This window comes from Mesohalobacter halotolerans (genome assembly GCF_006120725.1).
GTDB lineage: Bacteria > Bacteroidota > Bacteroidia > Flavobacteriales > Flavobacteriaceae > Psychroflexus > Psychroflexus halotolerans.
Map to the genome: position 1 here is coordinate 13,867 of NZ_SWMU01000004.1, position 17,671 is coordinate 31,537.

Here is a 17,671-nt window from a genome sequence, read left to right on the forward strand (position 1 = left end):
AATATATGAAAAAAATTGCTGTTGTAGGACCAATTCCTAGAGATACCATAAGTACCCATCATGATGAAGTTATAAAAAAATACGGCTGCATCACACATCCATGCATTGCTTTAGCAAAACTTATGAAAAACGACGGTGAAGTTTATCCAATATCTCATATTCATAAAGCGGATGAAGAAGACATAAAATCTTTATTTTCAGATTATAAAGCCATAAAAACTCAAGGGGTTTCATCTTCAAATAATGCAGGAACTGTAATATTTCTTGACTTTGTAGATCAAAATAATAGACGTGAAAAACAAACAGCATTTATGTCGCCAATACTTCCTGAGGATGTACAACCTTTCCTCAATGTAGATGCTTTTGTGTTTGTGCCTATAAGTGATTTTGAGATTCCTTTACAAACTTTACAGTTTATCAAAGCCAATTCTAAGGCTAAAATAATATTTGATGCCCATGGCCCCACGACAAGTGTCACCACTCAAGGTGACCGATTGCGACGATTTTGGATAGAAATCAAACAGTGGTTACCTTATATTGATATCCTTAAAATGAATCTCGAAGAATCTCAGTGTTGCTGGTTTAAATCTGAATATGACTTAAATGAAATGCAAGCTTATGATGACCAACATAAAGAACACCTTGACGATTTAGCTAAATTTGTCTTACAACATAAAACGTCGCATTTGTATATAACCTTAGATACCGAAGGTTGTGTTCACTACACTTTATCTCAAGATAAAACCATAGAAAAGACTTTTATTAAATCCATGAAAATGGAAGATGTTATAGACACAACTGGATGTGGCGATAGCTTTGCCGGTGGTTTAGCTTATGGATTTGCATATCACAGTAATCCAGTAATTGCTGGACAATACGCTAATATTCTAGGCGCACTTCGTACTCAAGGTAAAACCTTTGATGTTTTTAAAAGTAAAGAAGACACAAATAAAATTTTAGAGTCTTATTACAATTAAGATTTAAGCATCTATAATACGGTTTAAGGTTTTACTGATTCTCATTTGCTGTGTAACTAATTTTTCATCGGGTTTATAATACCCTTTAATATCCACAGGTTGACCTTGTGCGTCAATGAACTCTTGTAAGATTTCAGCTTCAGATTCATTTAATCGCCTATAAACCGTTTCAAATTTTAATTTTAAATCTTCATCTTTATCTTGTTTAGCCAGTGCTTGGGCCCAAAATTTGGCAATGTAAAAATGGGTAGAACGGTTATCAGGTTCATTCACTTTTCTAGATGGAGATTTATCTTGTTTTAGGTATTGAGAATTGGCATAATTTAGTGCTTCAGCTATGATGCGAGCTTTTCCGTTATCAGTTTTTTCAGCAATATCTTCTAGTGAAACAGCTAATGCTAAAAACTCGCCCAAAGAGTCCCATCTCAAATGACCTTCTTTTAAAAATTGCTGAACGTGTTTTGGTGCAGAGCCTCCAGCTCCAGTTTCATACAATCCACCACCGGATAATAATGGTACGATAGAAAGCATCTTTGCACTTGTATTTAGCTCTAATATTGGAAATAAATCTGTAAGATAGTCTCTTAAAACATTTCCAGTCACAGACACGGTGTTTTTCCCGGCTTTGACTCTATCTAAAGTATAGTCCATGGCATCCATAGGATTCATGATTTTAATGTCTAATCCCGTCGTATCATGATGCTTTAAATAGGTATTGACTTTTTCTCTTAAGTTGGCGTCATGAGCTCGATTTTCATCTAACCAAAACACTGCAGGTGAACCGGTTTGTTTGGCACGCGTGACGGCGAGTTTAACCCAATCTTGAATTGGTAAATCTTTAGTTTGGCACATTCGCCAAATGTCACCTTTTTCAACATGATGAGAAATTATGACTTCGCCCATAGTATTTACAACTTCTACAACACCTGCTTCAGGAATTTCAAAAGTTTTGTCATGCGATCCGTATTCTTCTGCTTTTTGTGCCATAAGACCTACATTGCAAACATTTCCCATAGTGGCCGGATCGAATGCGCCATGTGTTTTACAGTAGTCAATTACAGATTGATAAATCCCTGCATAACTTCTATCTGGTATAATAGCTTTCATATCTTGAAGCTCGTCGTTTTTGTTCCACATCTTACCAGAAGATTTGAAAGCTGCTGGCATAGAAGCATCAATAATGACATTACTAGGAACGTGTAAATTTGTAATCTCCTGGTGAGAATCTACCATTGCTAAATCGGGTTTATCTGTGTAGAGATCTTCAATACTGGACTTTATTTCTTTTGCTTTTTCCGAATCGAGCTGATCCAATTTGTTATAAAGATCTCCGATTCCATTATTAGGATTAAAGCCAATTTCGTTTAATTCTTCGACATATTGATTTATAATTTCTTTATAAAACACCTTAACTACATGACCAAAAATAATGGGATCAGACACTTTCATCATTGTCGCTTTAAGGTGAACAGAAAACAACACCCCTTTATCTTTAGCATCTTTGACTTGATCTTCTAGAAAGGCAATGAGATTTGACTTACTTAAAACCGATGCGTCGATAACTTCCCCCTTTTTTAAGACAGTACTGTCTTTTAAAACATGCGTTGTACCAGATTTTGACTTTAGTTGAATTTTTACATCATCAGCTTCATCTAAGACCACAGACTTTTCAGAACCGTAAAAATCTCCATCTGTCATATGTGCGACATGAGACTTAGAATTTTTATCCCATTCGCCTAGTTTATGGGGGTTTTCTTGTGCAAAGTCTTTGACGGGTTGAGCAACTCGTCTGTCGGAATTTCCCTCCCTTAAAACTGGGTTTACAGCACTTCCTAGTACTTTAGCATATCTAGATTGAATCGCTTTTTCTTCTTCTGTATTTACTTGCCTTGGATAATCCGGTATATCATAGCCCTTATCTTGTAATTCTGTAATAGCTGCTGATAACTGAGGAACAGAGGCAGAAATATTGGGTAATTTGATAATATTGGCTTCAGGTTGTTTAACCAAATCTCCTAAAAACCCTAAAGCGTCTTCTTCTTTTTGCTCAGCTGTTAATCTATCATTAAATAATGATAATATTCTCGAAGCTAAAGAAATATCCTTAGACTCAATTTCTATATCGGCAGAGTCAGTGAATTTTCTTACAATTGGTAAAAAGCTATAAGTTGCTAAAGCAGGAGCTTCATCTGTTTTGGTGTAATATATTTTTGCGGTTTGAATTGTCATATTAAGGTTTGTTTAAGGCGTGCTAAAATAATAAAAATTAGCTCATATTGAGGTTAATATTATATGTATATCAAAAAAAAAGCCCTCATTTTGATGAAGGCTTTTATCGTATTTTTAAACTAATTTATTTTTTTACTTGGTCTTTAATCCTCGCTTTTTTACCAGTCAAGTTTCTAAAGTAATAAATTCTAGAACGTCTAACGTCTCCGCGTTTATTGACCTCTATTTTTTGAATGGATGGCATGTTTATAGGAAATATTCTCTCTACTCCTACTGTCCCACTCATTTTACGAATAGTGAATGTTTTTGACATTCCAGAGCCTTTAATTTGCAAAACCGTTCCTCTAAAAAACTGGATACGTGTTTTTTGACCTTCTTTAATTTCATAGTAAACTGTAATGGTATCTCCACTTGAAAAATCAGGAAAGTCTTTTTTTTCAATGAATTCGTCTTGAACGTATTTTAATAAATCCATGATAAAATGTATTATTGTAAATGCTTTAGAACATACACGATTTTCGCCAGTGGTTATAAAGCGGGTGCAAATATATTCTAATTTTATTACACCGCAAAACAAATAAAATAAAAACAGAAAAAACACATGGATTTTAAGCAATATATCAGAGAAGTCCCAAACTTTCCTAAACCAGGTGTGAGTTACAAAGATATCACCCCATTACTTCTTGAACCCCGAATTGTAAATCTTTGTGTAGAAGCCATTTGTGACAACATTCCACCGCAGAAGCAAATCCACAAGGTTGTTGGCATAGAGTCTCGAGGATTTTTACTATCGACACTTATTGCTCAAAAGTTGAATGCTGGTGTGGTATTAGTTCGTAAACCCGGAAAACTTCCTTATAAAACCCATACAAAATCTTACAGCTTAGAATATGGAGAAGACGCTATTGAAATGCATGTAGATGCTGTTAAAAAAGGTGAAAATGTCCTCATACATGATGACGTTTTGGCCACAGGAGGCACGGCAAAAGCTACAAATGAATTGGTTGAAATGTGTGGCGGATTGGTGGTTCAGAACAACTTTTTAATCGAGCTCGAATCTCTTCAAGGTAGAGGTCAATTATTAAATCAGGAGATTTACAGTTTAATGATGTATTAAAAATCTTGAGTTAGCAACCGTTTACCAGTTGGTTTTTTTTAATATTTACTGGTCTTTCAACCTGATTCCTTCCCCTTTTAAAATTTCTATCTGTTTGTCTTTATACAAACTCCCAATTGCTTTTTTAAAGGCTTTTTTACTAATATTGAACCTATTGTAAATAGCTTTGGGATCAGATTTGTCGTGGTAAGCTAAGAATCCTTCATTATCTTTTAAAATCTCATAAATTTTTTGGGCATTGGGTTCTATGCTTTTATAACCAAATTTTGAAAGTGTCAAATCAATTTTATGGTCAGACCTGATTTTTTTGATGTATCCTTTAAGTTGATCACCTGTTTTATAGTCTACAAAGACTTCATCAAAATACAATAATCCAAGATGAATATCATTGATGATCATGTTATACCCTAAATCTGTTTTATTGGTTACAATAAGATCAACTTCATCAAACTCTTTGACCGTCAGTATAGAATTATCTACAAAATGATTGACTTTGCTTGAAGCTACCAGACGTTGGCTTTCTTCGTCTAGAAAACAAAAAATAAGATATGTCTCTCCAACCTCCATTTTATATGCTTGTTCTGCAAAGGGAACAAATAGGTGTTTTTCTAATCCCCAATCTAAAAACGCACCGTGATGACTCACATCAACACATTTTAGCATGGCAAATTCATCAAGTTTAACTTTAGGAGTTAAAGTAGTAGCGACTGGACGCTCATCGTGATCTAAATAAACAAAAACTTGCAATTCTTCTCCAATTTCAAAAGACTCTGGTTTGTATTTATTAGGCAATAAAACCTCGTCACCATTTTTATTCCTAAGAAACAGTCCAGGTTCGGTATCTCGATCTATTATTAAAGTATGGTATTCACCTATTGTTAGCATGGTATAAGTTTATAGGTTCAATTTAGGATTTATCCTCTACAAAATCTTGTAAATAGGAGAATCTTTTAGTGAGTTTACCCTCATGAGTAATCAAGGAACGCTCTAGAATACAGTCTTTATCATGGTTAAAAAAGGCTGGAATAACGTGTTTTGCAAACATATCACCAAAACCCTCACTGGCATCTTTGGGTAATTCACAGGGTAAATTGTCTACGGCCATTACACCTATTGCATTTTCATTCCTAAAGTCAACTTCTTTCTCATTTACAGGATCGTAACCATAAAATGGATTGTCTATAGTTGATGGTCTAATGGTTGAAGCCACAGGACCGTCGATGTCACAACTGATATCCGCTACAATTTTTATATTAAAATCAGGATGTTTGGCATCTTGTCGAGTGAATAAAAAAGGCGCATTATCACCATAGAAATGACCGGCTATAAATAGATCTGAGACCTTAGCAAATTTCATAAAATCAGATTCATAAGGTGTTGGATCTTTAAAAAACCTTTTGACATCTCCTGCACTACCATCTTTTCGTTTGTTGTAATCCATCACTTTTGCAATGGTATAAACAGGTTCTTGGTACATTTTGCTCAGATAGTCTTCAACACTTACTTCTTTTATTTTTAAGTGTTCTAAAATTTCTCTAGCACCACGCGCTACCTTGCCAGATCCAGTCAATATAATTTTAATATTAGGAATTGTTATGGCATCAAGCTCCACTAAAACAGCGTTTAAGTCGGGTAAGTTTTCGACTTTAGGAAGTTCAAAACTTTGGTGCATTTTGCCTAGTAACCTCAATCCATTGTATGCGCCGACTAAACCTGCATATCGACCAAAGCCTATCAAGCGATTGCCTTTGGAATCTGTAATAACTTCATGATCGTGTAAATTGATGTTTTTTTGAAGTATAGCTTGCAGTAATTTTCTGTTATAGTCTTGTTTTTTGATGGTATGAGAAAAGAAAAAATACGATTTATTTGGGATCAATGCATCAATAGGAACTTCTTTTACACCAAGTAATACATCGCAATCTGAAAGGTCTTCTTTTACTAAAATACCATGATTTCTATAGGATTCATCAGAAAAAATTCGAATGTCTGATGGTTCAACAACAAATTGCAATGCTTTGTAAGTATTTTCAATATTCTTTAGTTGGTGTGGAGAAAACACAACTCTTCGGTCTGGCGGTGATTTCCTTTCTTTGATGATGCCTATTTTCATTTAATATATTTTACGCATTTAATAATGTTGCGAAAATAATATATATTTTACAAGTGACTTGACCTTTATGCTAATATAAAAAAACGCACCCGGCAAAGATGCCAAAGTGCGTTTTCAACCAACCAAACCAATCTTTATGCGATGTATTTTTTGTAGTCGTTAACTTTAATGTGGGCTTTCAAATCGTGAAGTAAATTGTAAAGTCCAAAAAAAGTTCTATTGATGTAAAGGAAATGCTTACTACCACGATTGCCATTCATTTTTCTCAACGTTTGATCTTGACTATATTTTTCACTAAGTGATGACACATTTTGCCAAAATTCCTCATCACCAAAATCAAAGTTTTCTTTATGGAAAGGACTTGTAAATAAGCTCAACATTTCATGAAATAAAGCTGAAAAATATTGAATTTCCTCTTGTGAATCATCAGGTCTTAAGATTTCTAACTCGTATAATTTTTTTAAAAAGAATTCTTTATTGTTGATATTTTCAGGTACTGCCAATTCGAAATATGGTGTATAAAATTTGAGTGGTATTTTCTTTATACATCCAAAATCTATAGCTATCAATTCTTTATTTTCATTGATTAAAAAGTTACCCGGATGTGGATCTGCATGAACTTCTTTTAAGTGATGGATTTGATACATATAAAAGTTCCATAGGGTTTGACCTATTTTTTGCCCGTCTTTAAGATCAAAATCAGTTTTAGCAAATTCGCTCAAATGTAGTCCATCCATCCAATCCATTGTAATGATACGCTGGCTTGATAGTTCAGGATAATATTTAGGAAATATGAGGTTTGGAATATGAGCACATGCTTCTGAAATAACTTGGCTTTGTTTGACTTCTAAGACATAATCTGTCTCTTCTAATAGCTTGTGTTCTACCTCTTTAAAGTACTTTTCAGAATCTTTTCCTTTCAAATTAAACATTCTTACCGCGACAGGTTTAACCATGGCTAAATCTGAACTTATACTGTCAGCTACTCCGGGATATTGAATTTTCACAGCAAGTTTTTTCCCATCTTTTTCGGCTTTATGTACTTGACCAATACTGGCAGCATTGACCGATTCAGCAGTGAAGTGATCAAACAATTGTTCTGGATAGTCGCCATGGTATTTTTTAAATGTTTTTCTTACTAAAGGTGCTGACAATGGCGGTACGCTAAATTGCGATAAACTAAATTTTTCGACGTAAGCATTAGGTAAAAGACTTTTTTCCATCGAGAGCATTTGAGCCACCTTTAGCGCACTACCTTTTAAACTTTTTAGACCATTATAGATATCAGAAGCATTGCTTTCATCAAGTTCGTCGCGACTATAATTTTTGTCAAATGCTTTCTTTGAGTAGTATTTTAAGTAATTACCCCCAATTTTAGCACCTGTTTTAACCATTCGTGAAGTACGGTTAAATTTTCCGGTTGGTATTTTATCTATGGTTTTCATTTATTGCATACGTTCTTTAAAAAGGAACTTCCCAAAATCGATGACTTGTTCGAGTGGTGTGTTATCAAATACATCAAAAATGGTATTTACAGATTTTTCAATAGCAACATCTGTTTTTTCAAATTCAGCAGAATTATCATCTATCCAAAATTTGAGCAAAAACATAAATTGAATCCAAGCGCCTTCAGAAAACACACTTTCATTGCGTTTGAGTAGACTTATTTGTTTGTCATCATTATCAATTTCAATTAATTCTTTAGCAAAAGATTTAATGTGTTTTCGCAGACTTTTAAGTTGAGCCATATTTTTTGTCATATCATTGTTTTCATCGAGTGTAAACAAGACATAACTTCTATTGGCCGTAAGCACTTCAAAAAAAGTGTAGAAGAAAATCAACATTTTTTCTCTGCTGCTGTATTCTTCGTAGCCATCAGCTTTTGAAATTACTTCTATGGTATTTTGATAAAAACTGTCCCATATATGTTGCTTTAAACCTTTAAAACTGCCGAAATGTTTATAAAAATCAGCTTCTTTAATTTTTAAATCTTTAGCAAATTTGTAAACTGATTTAGGTTCATGTTCATGTTCTAAAACATAATTCATATAAGCCTCAACAATATTAGGTTTAGAAGACTTTTTTTTGGTTTTGGTTTGCGTTGCCATGTTAAAATGATTTGTAACAAAAATAACGTATTGTTTAATTATTTACTTAAAATATTAAACAAAGTTTTGTTAAAAATTAATTTTAGGGTCTGCTCCAATTCTAAAGTGTGAAGTTGGAATTCTTATTCCTCGTTTTGAAATGTTTTGAGTTTATTCTTAAGTTTTGTAGTGGTCTCATCTTTTTCCTTTACAGCTTGTTTAAAGTGACTATAACTTGTAATTAATTAGATCATAAGCATCAATGTTCTAATCTCACCAAAATCATATTCAAAAACATCAATGACATCCAAGAAAAAAGCGATGAGAAATATGACGATAGAAGTTACGGCAACTTGTCTGTAAATAGATTTCATTTATAAAATGATTTTATATTAAGAACTTACTTTTATTTGTTTTTCTAAGACCTTCAGCTGATCACGATATTTGGCTGCTTGCATAAAGTCGAGTTCTTTAGCGGCATGCTCCATATTTTTTCGGGTTTTTGTCATGAGTTTTTTAAGGTCTTTTTTACTCATGTATTCAATTTCTTCTTCGGCCGCTTTTAAACTTTCTTCAGTTTCTACAGGATCTTGTTGCAAAACTTTTTCTTTATACAAGACAGACTTAAGCGACTTCTTTAAAGCCTGAGGCGTAATGTTGTGTTTTTCATTGTATTTCATTTGTTTTTCACGGCGGTATTCCGTTTCATCAATGGTTTTTTGCATACTATCGGTGATTTTATCGGCATACAAAATCGCTTGGCCTTCCAGGTGACGCGCGGCACGACCAATGGTCTGGGTTAAAGTACGGTTACTTCTCAAAAACCCTTCTTTATCAGCGTCTAAGATGGCAACAAGAGAAACTTCTGGTAAATCCAAGCCTTCTCTCAGGAGATTCACGCCAACCAAAACATCAAAAATACCTTTGCGTAAGTCTGTCATAATTTCTACGCGTTCCAATGTGTCAATATCAGAATGAATGTAGCGGGTTTTGATATCGACTCGGCTTAAATATTTAGTCAATTCTTCAGCCATACGTTTGGTTAAAGTCGTCACTAAAACCCGTTGGTCTTTTTCGACACGTTGGTGAATTTCTTCAATCAAATCATCTATTTGGTTTTCGCTAGGTCGCACATCAATAGTCGGATCCAGCAAACCGGTTGGACGAATCACTTGTTCAACATATACGCCTTCTGTTTTTTGAAGTTCGTAATCTGCCGGTGTCGCACTGACATAAATGACTTGATTTTGGAGGGCTTCAAATTCTTCGAGTTTTAAGGGTCGGTTGTCCATGGCAGCAGGAAGCCTGAAGCCGTATTCCACCAAATTTTCTTTACGCGAGCGATCTCCACCATACATGGCCCCAACTTGCGGAATAGTCACATGACTTTCATCGACAATCATCAAATAATCATCAGGAAAATAATCCAGCAAACAAAAAGGTCGCGAGCCAGGACTTCGTCCATCGAGGTATCGGGAATAGTTTTCAATTCCAGAACAATAGCCGAGCTCTTTGATCATTTCTAAGTCAAAATTGGTGCGTTCTTCTATTCGTTTAGCCTCAAGCGGTTTTCCTTGATGTTTAAAAAATTCAATCTGTTTACCCAAATCCAATGCAATTTGGTCAATCGCTGAATTCAATCGCTCAGGTGAAGTCACAAAAATATTGGCAGGATAGATATTCAATCTGTCGTATCGCTCTAAGATTTCATAAGATTGCACATCAAACGCTTCAATCTCTTCAATTTCATCGCCAAAAAAGTGAATGCGGTAAGCAATATCTGCATACCCAGGAAAAACATCTACGGTATCACCTTTAATTCGGAAATTTCCTCGTGTAAATTCAGCGGTTGTTCGCGAATACAAACTTTGCACTAAGCGTTTTAAAAATTCGGTTCTTGAAATCTCTTGGTGAATTTCTAAAGTAATGACGTTTTTTTGAAATTCTAAGGGGTTACCAATACCATATAGACAACTTACTGAAGCGACGACCAATACATCGCGACGCCCAGACAATAAGGATGAGGTCGTACTCAGGCGCAATTTTTCAATTTCTTCATTAATAGATAAATCCTTTTCAATATACGTATTGGACGAAGGTATAAACGCTTCCGGTTGATAATAATCGTAGTAAGACACAAAATATTCCACCGCATTTTCAGGAAAAAATTCTTTGAACTCATTGTAGAGTTGTGCCGCTAAAGTTTTATTGTGTGCTAAAACTAAAGTTGGTTTTTCAACTTTTTCAACCACATTGGCCATTGTAAAAGTTTTACCTGAACCAGTTACTCCTAAAAGGGTTTGAAAGCGTTCATTGTGATTTAAACCCTCAGTAATCTTTTTAATAGCTTGTGGCTGATCGCCTGTGGGTTTAAAATCAGATTTTAGATTAAATTTCATAGCTACAAAATAAGTAAAATATTTATTTCAAAAGTCTGTTGACAAGCTTTAATTCACGTTTTGTTAACTGTATATCACTTCTGGTGCTAATTCAAATTTTATGCTGACAAATAAAGTTTAGTAATCAATCAACCGGTCACAAAAGTTGGATTTAAGGCTTAAATCTACCAGCTGCTAACAATTCGTTAAAGTTGATTATTTTGTTTAATATTTAAATACTTTTGTTGAACAAAATTAAACTAATGTCAGAAGCTATATTTGCCAATGGATGTTTTTGGTGTACCCAAGCCGTGTTTCAGCGTTTAAAAGGCGTTGAAAGTGTACGATCAGGATTTACTGGTGGCACCATTAAAAATCCAGCCTATCGCGAAGTTGTGATGGGAAATACAGGACACGCCGAGGCTATTCACATTGTTTACGATGAAAATGTTATTGATTATGACATTTTGCTTTATGTGTTTTTTTCTACACACGATCCGACGACACTAAACCGACAAGGTTACGACGTTGGCACACAATATCGCAGTGCTATTTTTTATAAAAATGATTCTCAAAAACAAACTGCAGAACGCGTTATCAAAACACTTAATGCCGAAGTTTTTGATGACAAAATTGTAACCCAGCTCCAACCTGCAACAGCATTTTATGAAGCTACCAAAGAGCATCAAGATTTTTACAATAAAAATACAGAATACCGCTATTGCCAATTGGTGATTGAACCTAAACTGAAAACGCTAAAAGACAAATTTTCACCCTATTTAAAATCATAATCATGTCATATCAATTATTTGAAGAATACCAAAGTCATACCACTTCAGACCTTAAAGAAAATTTCCATAATATCTTAGAACAAATCGGAGAAGATCCATTACGCAATGGGATTGTAAAAACACCTGAGCGCGCTTCAAAAGCGATGCAATTTTTAACGCAAGGTTACAATATTGACCCGCAAGACATCTTAAAATCGGCCATGTTTGACGAAGACTATAAAGATATGGTTATCGTCAAAGACATCGAACTTTATTCGCTTTGCGAACACCATATGTTGCCATTTTTTGGTAAAGCGCATATTGCTTACATACCTAATGGTCAAATTGTTGGTTTAAGTAAATTGCCACGCGTTGTAGACGTTTTCGCAAGGCGATTACAAGTCCAAGAGCGTTTAACACACGATATTTTAGAGTGTATTAATACGACGCTTAAACCCAAAGGCGTAGCAGTCGTTATCGAAGCGCAACACATGTGTATGATGATGAGAGGTGTTCAAAAGCAAAATTCGGCGACGACCACTTCTGGCTTTAGAGGTCAATTTGAAGAAATTCAGACAAGAAATGAGTTTTTGAAATTGATTGGGCATTAAACTTTTTTCGGCTTCGGCTATCTAAAAGACTATATTAGTCCCCAAAATTATAAGTATATGAATTATTTCAAGATAGCTTCTGTTTTATTATTACTGAGTTTTAACTCTTTTATCCTGGTTGCTCAAAACAATTTTGTAAAAGAAAACTACAATAAAACAGAAGTTGATATTCCTATGCGAGATGGTATAAAGTTGCATACGACCATTTACTCGCCAAAAGATACATCTCAGGCTTACCCTATTTTAATGCAACGCACGCCATATAGTTCAAGACCTTATGGTAATGATAAGTACAGAAAACGTATTGGCCCTAACGAACTTCTGATGAAAGAAGGTTACATCATTGTATATCAAGATGTACGTGGTCGCTGGATGAGCGAAGGCATTTACGACAATATGCGGGCTTACATTCCTAAAAAGAAAGGAAAAGCTGTTGATGAAGCTTCAGATACCTACGACACGATAGAATGGCTGGTTAACAATGTTGAAAATAATAATGGTAAAGTTGGGGTTTGGGGCATTTCTTACCCAGGATTTTACTCAACTTACAGCTTGTTATCCAACCATCCAGCTTTGGCAGCGGTTTCACCACAAGCGCCTATCGGTGATTTCTACTTTGATGATTTTCACCATAATGGTGCTTATTTTTTAAGCTATTGGTTAGCAACTACTGTGTTTGGGTATGAAAAGACTGAGCCAACTGCTCAATCCTGGTACGGTGATAAGTTTCCTCAAATAGGAACTCGAGATCAATACCAGTTTTTCTTAGATAATATGCCGCTGAGTAAATTGGATCAATTTTATGGTGAAGACAACGTCTTTTGGCAACAGTTAAAAGAGCATCCAAATTATGATGAGTTTTGGCAATCTCGAGGTATTATTCAGCATTTAGACGACATTGATATTGAACCTGCGGTAATGACTGTTGGTGGTTTATTTGATGCCGAAGACCTCTATGGTCCACTTCATACTTATTCAGAAATTGAAAAACACAATGATTTTTACAATATTTTTGTGTTTGGTCCATGGAGTCATGGGCAATGGGCTATTACGAGTACTCGCAATGCCGTTGGCAATGTATATTTTGGTGATGATATTTCTAACAACTACCAAAACAATATTGAAACCCCATTTTTCAATTATTTCCTGAAAGGTAAAGGCAGTATTAATGAATTATCAGAAGCCCATATTTATGATACCGGCATGATGCAATGGAATGACTATGAGGTTTGGCCACCAAAAAACACTACTGAAACCGAATTCTTTCTAGGGGATAATCAGAGTTTGAGTACAACTTCAAACCCAAAATTTAAAAATACTTTTGTAAGCGATCCTCAAAAACCTGTACCCTATACAGAAGACATCAAAGTGGTTTTTACGCCAAGAAAATACATGACCGACGATCAACGTTTTGCAGCACGCCGACCTGATGTATTGGTGTACGAAACTGAAGTCTTGGAAGAAGATATGAAATTTGTGGGTGATATTGTCGCTCATCTCAATGTCTCTACAACTGGAACAGCAGCCGATTGGGTCGTGAAAGTGATTGATGTCTTTCCCGGTGATGCTAAAGACCCTGAGGAAATGCAAGATCATTTAAAAATGAGCAATTACCACATGATGGTGAGAAGCGAAGTGATGCGCGGTCGTTACAGAAACAGTTTTGTAAATCCAGAGCCGTTTACCCCAAATAAGAAGACTCAAGTCCAAATAGAATTACAGGATATCAACCATACTTTTAAAAAAGGCCATAAACTACAAATTCAGATTCAAAGTTCGTGGTTTCCTTTGATCGACATGAACCCTCAGACTTATGTAGACAATATTTTTGAGGCTGAAGAAGACGATTTTCAAAAGCAAACGCATACGATTTATGGGGATTCAAGTATCATATTCTATCGATTACAATAACTACAAACACCGTAAAAGAAAAAACCCTGCAAGACTATAAGATTTTGCAGGGTTTTTAAATTCAGAATAAAATATATTAGAGCGTTTTAATAGAACACCCAATTGCTTTAGTTGTTTTTATTTCCGGCTTTTCTCCATTTAATAAAGCATCAACTGCATTTTCAACATATTTTTCTTTGACAGCACTGGCATCTCTGGAACTATCATCAATAGCTCCGATGTATTCTACAATGTATTGCTCACCTTCTTTTTGTAGAACATAAGTATGCGGAGTTTTTTTAGCCCCGTATTGAGGATAGATTTTTTGACCTTTGTCCTGTAAATAAGGAAATGTAAAGCCTTTGAGTTTGGCCTTGGCTTGCATTTTTTTCATGGTGTCATCTGGTTGAGCTTTAGGGTCATTGGGATTGATGGCAATGACCGGGAAGCCTTTTGGTTTATATTTTTTGTCCAAGGCGATAATGCGGTCTTCATTAGCCACAGCATAGGGGCAAGTATTACAGGTAAAGATGACGATAAAACCTTTTGCATCTTGGTAATCTGAAAGGGATACCATACTACCGTCGATATTCTCAAGTTCAAAATCAGTGGCAGCGTCGCCAATTTCATAACCTTCTTTGTCGGTTTTTACACCAAATGCTGATGCAATTATAATCGCTGTAATTACAAACACGAATTTGAGTGTTGTTTTCATGGTTTTAATTTATAAAGGTTTGTATTTCAGTTTCTAATTCTTCCTGCGTAAAAGATTGCTCGTAAAATTTACGTTTGTCTTTATTATAGATTAAGGTCGCCGGAATAGCGCCAGACCAACTTTGAGCAATATCATTAATCCAGAATTGTTCATTGGTATCATCAAGGTGCAGTACTTTGGGTTGGATATTTTCTTTTTTAACATAAGGGATCAATCTGCTGTTTTTCATTTTAGGAAAGTCCAAACTCACCAAAATTACTTTTACATTTTGATCTTTATATATTGAACTCACGTTTTCAAAGTAAGGCAATTCTTTTACACAAGGTGCACACCAGGTCGCCCAAAAATTGACCACGTAGGTGGTGTTGTCTTTTTTATTTAACCAAGGTTTTAGTTGGCTGTAATTTAAAGTCGGGATATTTTCATTGACCTCTACTGTTTGGTCAATATTACCATTTTTAACCTCATTTGAAGGGTGTTCCTTTTTACATGAAATTATCAAAAATACAATGCAACAAAACCTTATCAACTTATTCATAACTTAAAAATAATAAAATAACAGACACAGCCACTTTTCTATTAACTTAAACTTAAGACCAAACGCTTTACTTAAAATTGCCTATCATGTTTTGAATTTTAGAAAAATGTTTCAATGTTTTATTTACCACCACACCACAAAGTCCTCAAAATAGTCTCCTGTTTTGGTTTTTCGCCACAGCATTTGAGAACGTTTTTGATGAATTTTTGGTTTTAGCAATTGTTCTGCCTTATTAAAATCATACCATCTGTAGTGTGCTTCAGGCTGCCCTACCCATTCTCGTTTTTGTGGAATGTAAAACAACATTTCAGAATGTTTAAAAGCTTTAAACGTTTCAAAATTATAAAATTTACCCTGAATACAGTCAGCGTTGGTATGGTTTAGTTGCAGACCTTCATCCTCTAAAGGCAAATAGAGTTTTGCTTTGTAACAAATGTTAGTTTCAATCTGTTCAGCATCTATGTTTAAAGATTCAATCAGTCTCTTTGCCTGTAGACTTTTACAGATTTTCAATTGATGCGTTTTGAGCTTATGGACTTTGTAATCTAACCTATCTTTAAGGTTAGGACCAATCCACGATTCGATATCGGTATGGTTTTGATTTCCTCTATAGACGTAAAATTTGCATATCAATTCAAGATGAATCCATTTCTCACGATTACAATCGAAGAACAAAAAGTCAAGTTCTCCCAAGGTAATTTTATCATCACGAACCTGTAAACTGTGGTGGATCGAATGAAAATTATTGATTTGCTCGAGATAGGACTTCATGAAGAACTCCGCACGCTTACCTAGATATTTATGTTTTTGCAACTGCTTAAAATCTAAATGACCAACATCACAGTTCGCATAATTAGAGGTCTCAAAAGATTCTACTGAAAAAACTTTAGTTTTAGAAAATAAATTAGGTATTTTGAGAAATCCTGTAAATTGATTGTTTACTGAGCGATCTTTTGTCAATTTCAATGATTAGTATGATTATTAAGCTAAAAAAATAAAACCTACCCAAAGGTAGGAATTATCTCTAAAAATTTAAAGTTTCAAAGTAAATGTACAACACTTATTTTTCAGGTGTCTTTTTATCTTCATCTTCCTTTAAAGCCAGATATTTTTGAAATTTTTCCGAACTTAAAAGTGATCTTATCTTTTGATTGTGTGAGCGTTTCAAAGCTTCAATCTCAGTTTTGTTGTTATTGGATGCATTTTGTTTTCGAATAGCAACCATTTGTTGAGCATAAAGTAAGTTAATTTGACCTAGACTTTCAGCCTCTTTTGCATCAAGATTAAGCTGTTGAACCTCATATTTTGTCATTCGCTCAGCCATAGCATCAGCTGAATTGGTTTTTTCATATTGCACCTGTGCCAAACTTAAGTTGAAAATAAAGAGAAATGATAAAACTAAACCAGACTGAATAAACTTGATAGTTTTCACAATTAATTTTTTTTAAATTTATAATTAATTATTCAAAATTATTGCTTGCATAAAGTTAAACCCAATTTATCACTAAACAAATCTACTCCTATAGGAATCATGAATTTATTCATTGATAAGTGTATCTAAACCAATCAATGCCATTTCTTTAAAACTTTTTTCGCGGTCTTCTGCTGAGGTATGTGCACCATTAATTAAAGAATCTGAAATGGTCAATATTCCCAAAGCCTGTAATCCAAATTTGGCAGCTATGGTGTAAAGTGCTGCTACTTCCATTTCAACACACAAGACATTATATTTTGCCCAAATATCGTAATACCCTTTTTGGTCTGCGTAAAAAATATCTGAGGAGAAAACATTGCCAGCGTGATATTTAATATTGTGGGTTTTAGCAATGTCAATAGCTTTTTTAAATAATTCGAAATTTGCAGTTGGAGCATAGTCACTGCCATTAAATTTGAGACGGTTAAAAGACGAGTTTGTAGAAGCCGACATGGCAATCACTATATCTCTTAATGTGACATTTTTCTGAAGTGAACCCGCACTTCCAACTCTGATTAATGATTTGACTTCATAATCATTGATTAATTCTTCAATGTAAATACTTGCCGAAGGGATACCCATACCAGTACCTTGTACAGAAACACGTTGCCCTTTATATTCCCCCGTATAGCCAAACATATTTCTTACTTCATTATAACAAAATGCATTGTCTAAGAAGGTTTCTGCGATCCATTTTGCCCGTAATGGATCTCCAGGAAGTAAAATTTTATCGGCAATCTCACCTTTTTTTGCACTAATGTGTATACTCATA

General features: G+C 34.6%; 18 protein-coding genes. 5 read left to right on the forward strand and 13 right to left on the reverse strand.

Annotation, left to right across the window (positions count from 1 at the left end; translation table 11 throughout):
• Window positions 1–5 precede the first annotated feature (5 nt).
• Window positions 6–977, forward strand: a complete 972-nt coding sequence (locus FCN74_RS09855; protein ID WP_138932436.1) for a carbohydrate kinase family protein — start codon at window positions 6–8, stop codon at window positions 975–977.
• A 3-nt stretch (window positions 978–980) separates the two neighbouring features.
• Here FCN74_RS09855 and FCN74_RS09860 read toward each other — a convergent pair whose 3' ends face one another.
• Together FCN74_RS09860 and rplS are read right to left on the reverse strand one after the other, a co-directional pair.
• Complete coding sequence (locus FCN74_RS09860; RefSeq protein ID WP_138932437.1) at window positions 981–3,206, reverse strand: NADP-dependent isocitrate dehydrogenase; 2,226 nt, start codon at window positions 3,204–3,206, stop codon at window positions 981–983.
• A gap of 124 nt (window positions 3,207–3,330) precedes the next feature.
• Entirely contained in the window at window positions 3,331–3,681 is a 351-nt protein-coding gene (gene rplS, locus FCN74_RS09865; RefSeq protein ID WP_138932438.1) for a 50S ribosomal protein L19, read from the reverse strand.
• A gap of 126 nt (window positions 3,682–3,807) precedes the next feature.
• Between rplS and FCN74_RS09870 the strand changes: the two genes are divergently transcribed.
• Window positions 3,808–4,323, forward strand: coding sequence for an adenine phosphoribosyltransferase (locus FCN74_RS09870; protein WP_138932439.1), 516 nt, complete (start codon window positions 3,808–3,810; stop codon window positions 4,321–4,323).
• 45 nt (window positions 4,324–4,368) lie between these two features.
• Here the strand turns inward: FCN74_RS09870 and FCN74_RS09875 are convergent, their stop codons facing one another.
• From FCN74_RS09875 to uvrB, 6 genes are all read right to left on the reverse strand, one after another.
• Entirely contained in the window at window positions 4,369–5,208 is an 840-nt protein-coding gene (locus FCN74_RS09875; RefSeq protein WP_138932440.1) for a CvfB family protein, read from the reverse strand.
• Window positions 5,209–5,230: 22 nt separating this feature from the next.
• Complete coding sequence (locus FCN74_RS09880) at window positions 5,231–6,436, reverse strand: NAD(P)-dependent oxidoreductase (RefSeq protein WP_138932441.1); 1,206 nt, start codon at window positions 6,434–6,436, stop codon at window positions 5,231–5,233.
• 134 nt (window positions 6,437–6,570) lie between these two features.
• Window positions 6,571–7,881, reverse strand: coding sequence for an ABC1 kinase family protein (locus tag FCN74_RS09885; RefSeq protein ID WP_138932442.1), 1,311 nt, complete (start codon window positions 7,879–7,881; stop codon window positions 6,571–6,573).
• A complete protein-coding gene (locus FCN74_RS09890; protein ID WP_138932443.1) occupies window positions 7,882–8,544 on the reverse strand; it encodes a TetR/AcrR family transcriptional regulator in 663 nt (220 codons plus the stop codon).
• Between the two features lie 224 nt (window positions 8,545–8,768).
• A complete protein-coding gene (locus FCN74_RS12295) occupies window positions 8,769–8,897 on the reverse strand; it encodes a hypothetical protein (protein WP_262710035.1) in 129 nt (42 codons plus the stop codon).
• A gap of 18 nt (window positions 8,898–8,915) precedes the next feature.
• On the reverse strand, window positions 8,916–10,922 hold the full coding sequence (gene uvrB, locus FCN74_RS09895) for an excinuclease ABC subunit UvrB (protein WP_138932444.1): 2,007 nt from the start codon (window positions 10,920–10,922) through the stop codon (window positions 8,916–8,918).
• A gap of 242 nt (window positions 10,923–11,164) precedes the next feature.
• On the opposite strand from uvrB, the gene msrA reads away from it, so the two are divergent.
• From msrA to FCN74_RS09910, 3 genes are read left to right on the forward strand one after another with little or no spacing between them, the layout of a single operon-like run.
• Complete coding sequence (msrA, locus tag FCN74_RS09900; protein ID WP_138932445.1) at window positions 11,165–11,692, forward strand: peptide-methionine (S)-S-oxide reductase MsrA; 528 nt, start codon at window positions 11,165–11,167, stop codon at window positions 11,690–11,692.
• A 2-nt stretch (window positions 11,693–11,694) separates the two neighbouring features.
• Window positions 11,695–12,282 (forward strand): GTP cyclohydrolase I FolE, encoded by a 588-nt coding sequence (folE, locus tag FCN74_RS09905; RefSeq protein WP_138932446.1) that lies wholly within the window; start codon window positions 11,695–11,697, stop codon window positions 12,280–12,282.
• A 57-nt stretch (window positions 12,283–12,339) separates the two neighbouring features.
• Entirely contained in the window at window positions 12,340–14,193 is a 1,854-nt protein-coding gene (locus tag FCN74_RS09910; RefSeq protein WP_138932447.1) for a CocE/NonD family hydrolase, read from the forward strand.
• A gap of 76 nt (window positions 14,194–14,269) precedes the next feature.
• Here FCN74_RS09910 and FCN74_RS09915 read toward each other — a convergent pair whose 3' ends face one another.
• From FCN74_RS09915 to deoD, 5 genes are all read right to left on the reverse strand, one after another.
• Entirely contained in the window at window positions 14,270–14,887 is a 618-nt protein-coding gene (locus FCN74_RS09915) for a thioredoxin family protein (protein ID WP_138932448.1), read from the reverse strand.
• Between the two features lie 4 nt (window positions 14,888–14,891).
• Complete coding sequence (locus tag FCN74_RS09920; RefSeq protein ID WP_138932449.1) at window positions 14,892–15,425, reverse strand: redoxin domain-containing protein; 534 nt, start codon at window positions 15,423–15,425, stop codon at window positions 14,892–14,894.
• 123 nt (window positions 15,426–15,548) lie between these two features.
• Window positions 15,549–16,385, reverse strand: coding sequence for a DUF1853 family protein (locus FCN74_RS09925; RefSeq protein WP_138932450.1), 837 nt, complete (start codon window positions 16,383–16,385; stop codon window positions 15,549–15,551).
• A 100-nt stretch (window positions 16,386–16,485) separates the two neighbouring features.
• Complete coding sequence (locus FCN74_RS09930; RefSeq protein ID WP_138932451.1) at window positions 16,486–16,857, reverse strand: hypothetical protein; 372 nt, start codon at window positions 16,855–16,857, stop codon at window positions 16,486–16,488.
• Between the two features lie 105 nt (window positions 16,858–16,962).
• Entirely contained in the window at window positions 16,963–17,670 is a 708-nt protein-coding gene (gene deoD, locus FCN74_RS09935) for a purine-nucleoside phosphorylase (protein WP_138932452.1), read from the reverse strand.
• Window position 17,671 lies beyond the last annotated feature (1 nt).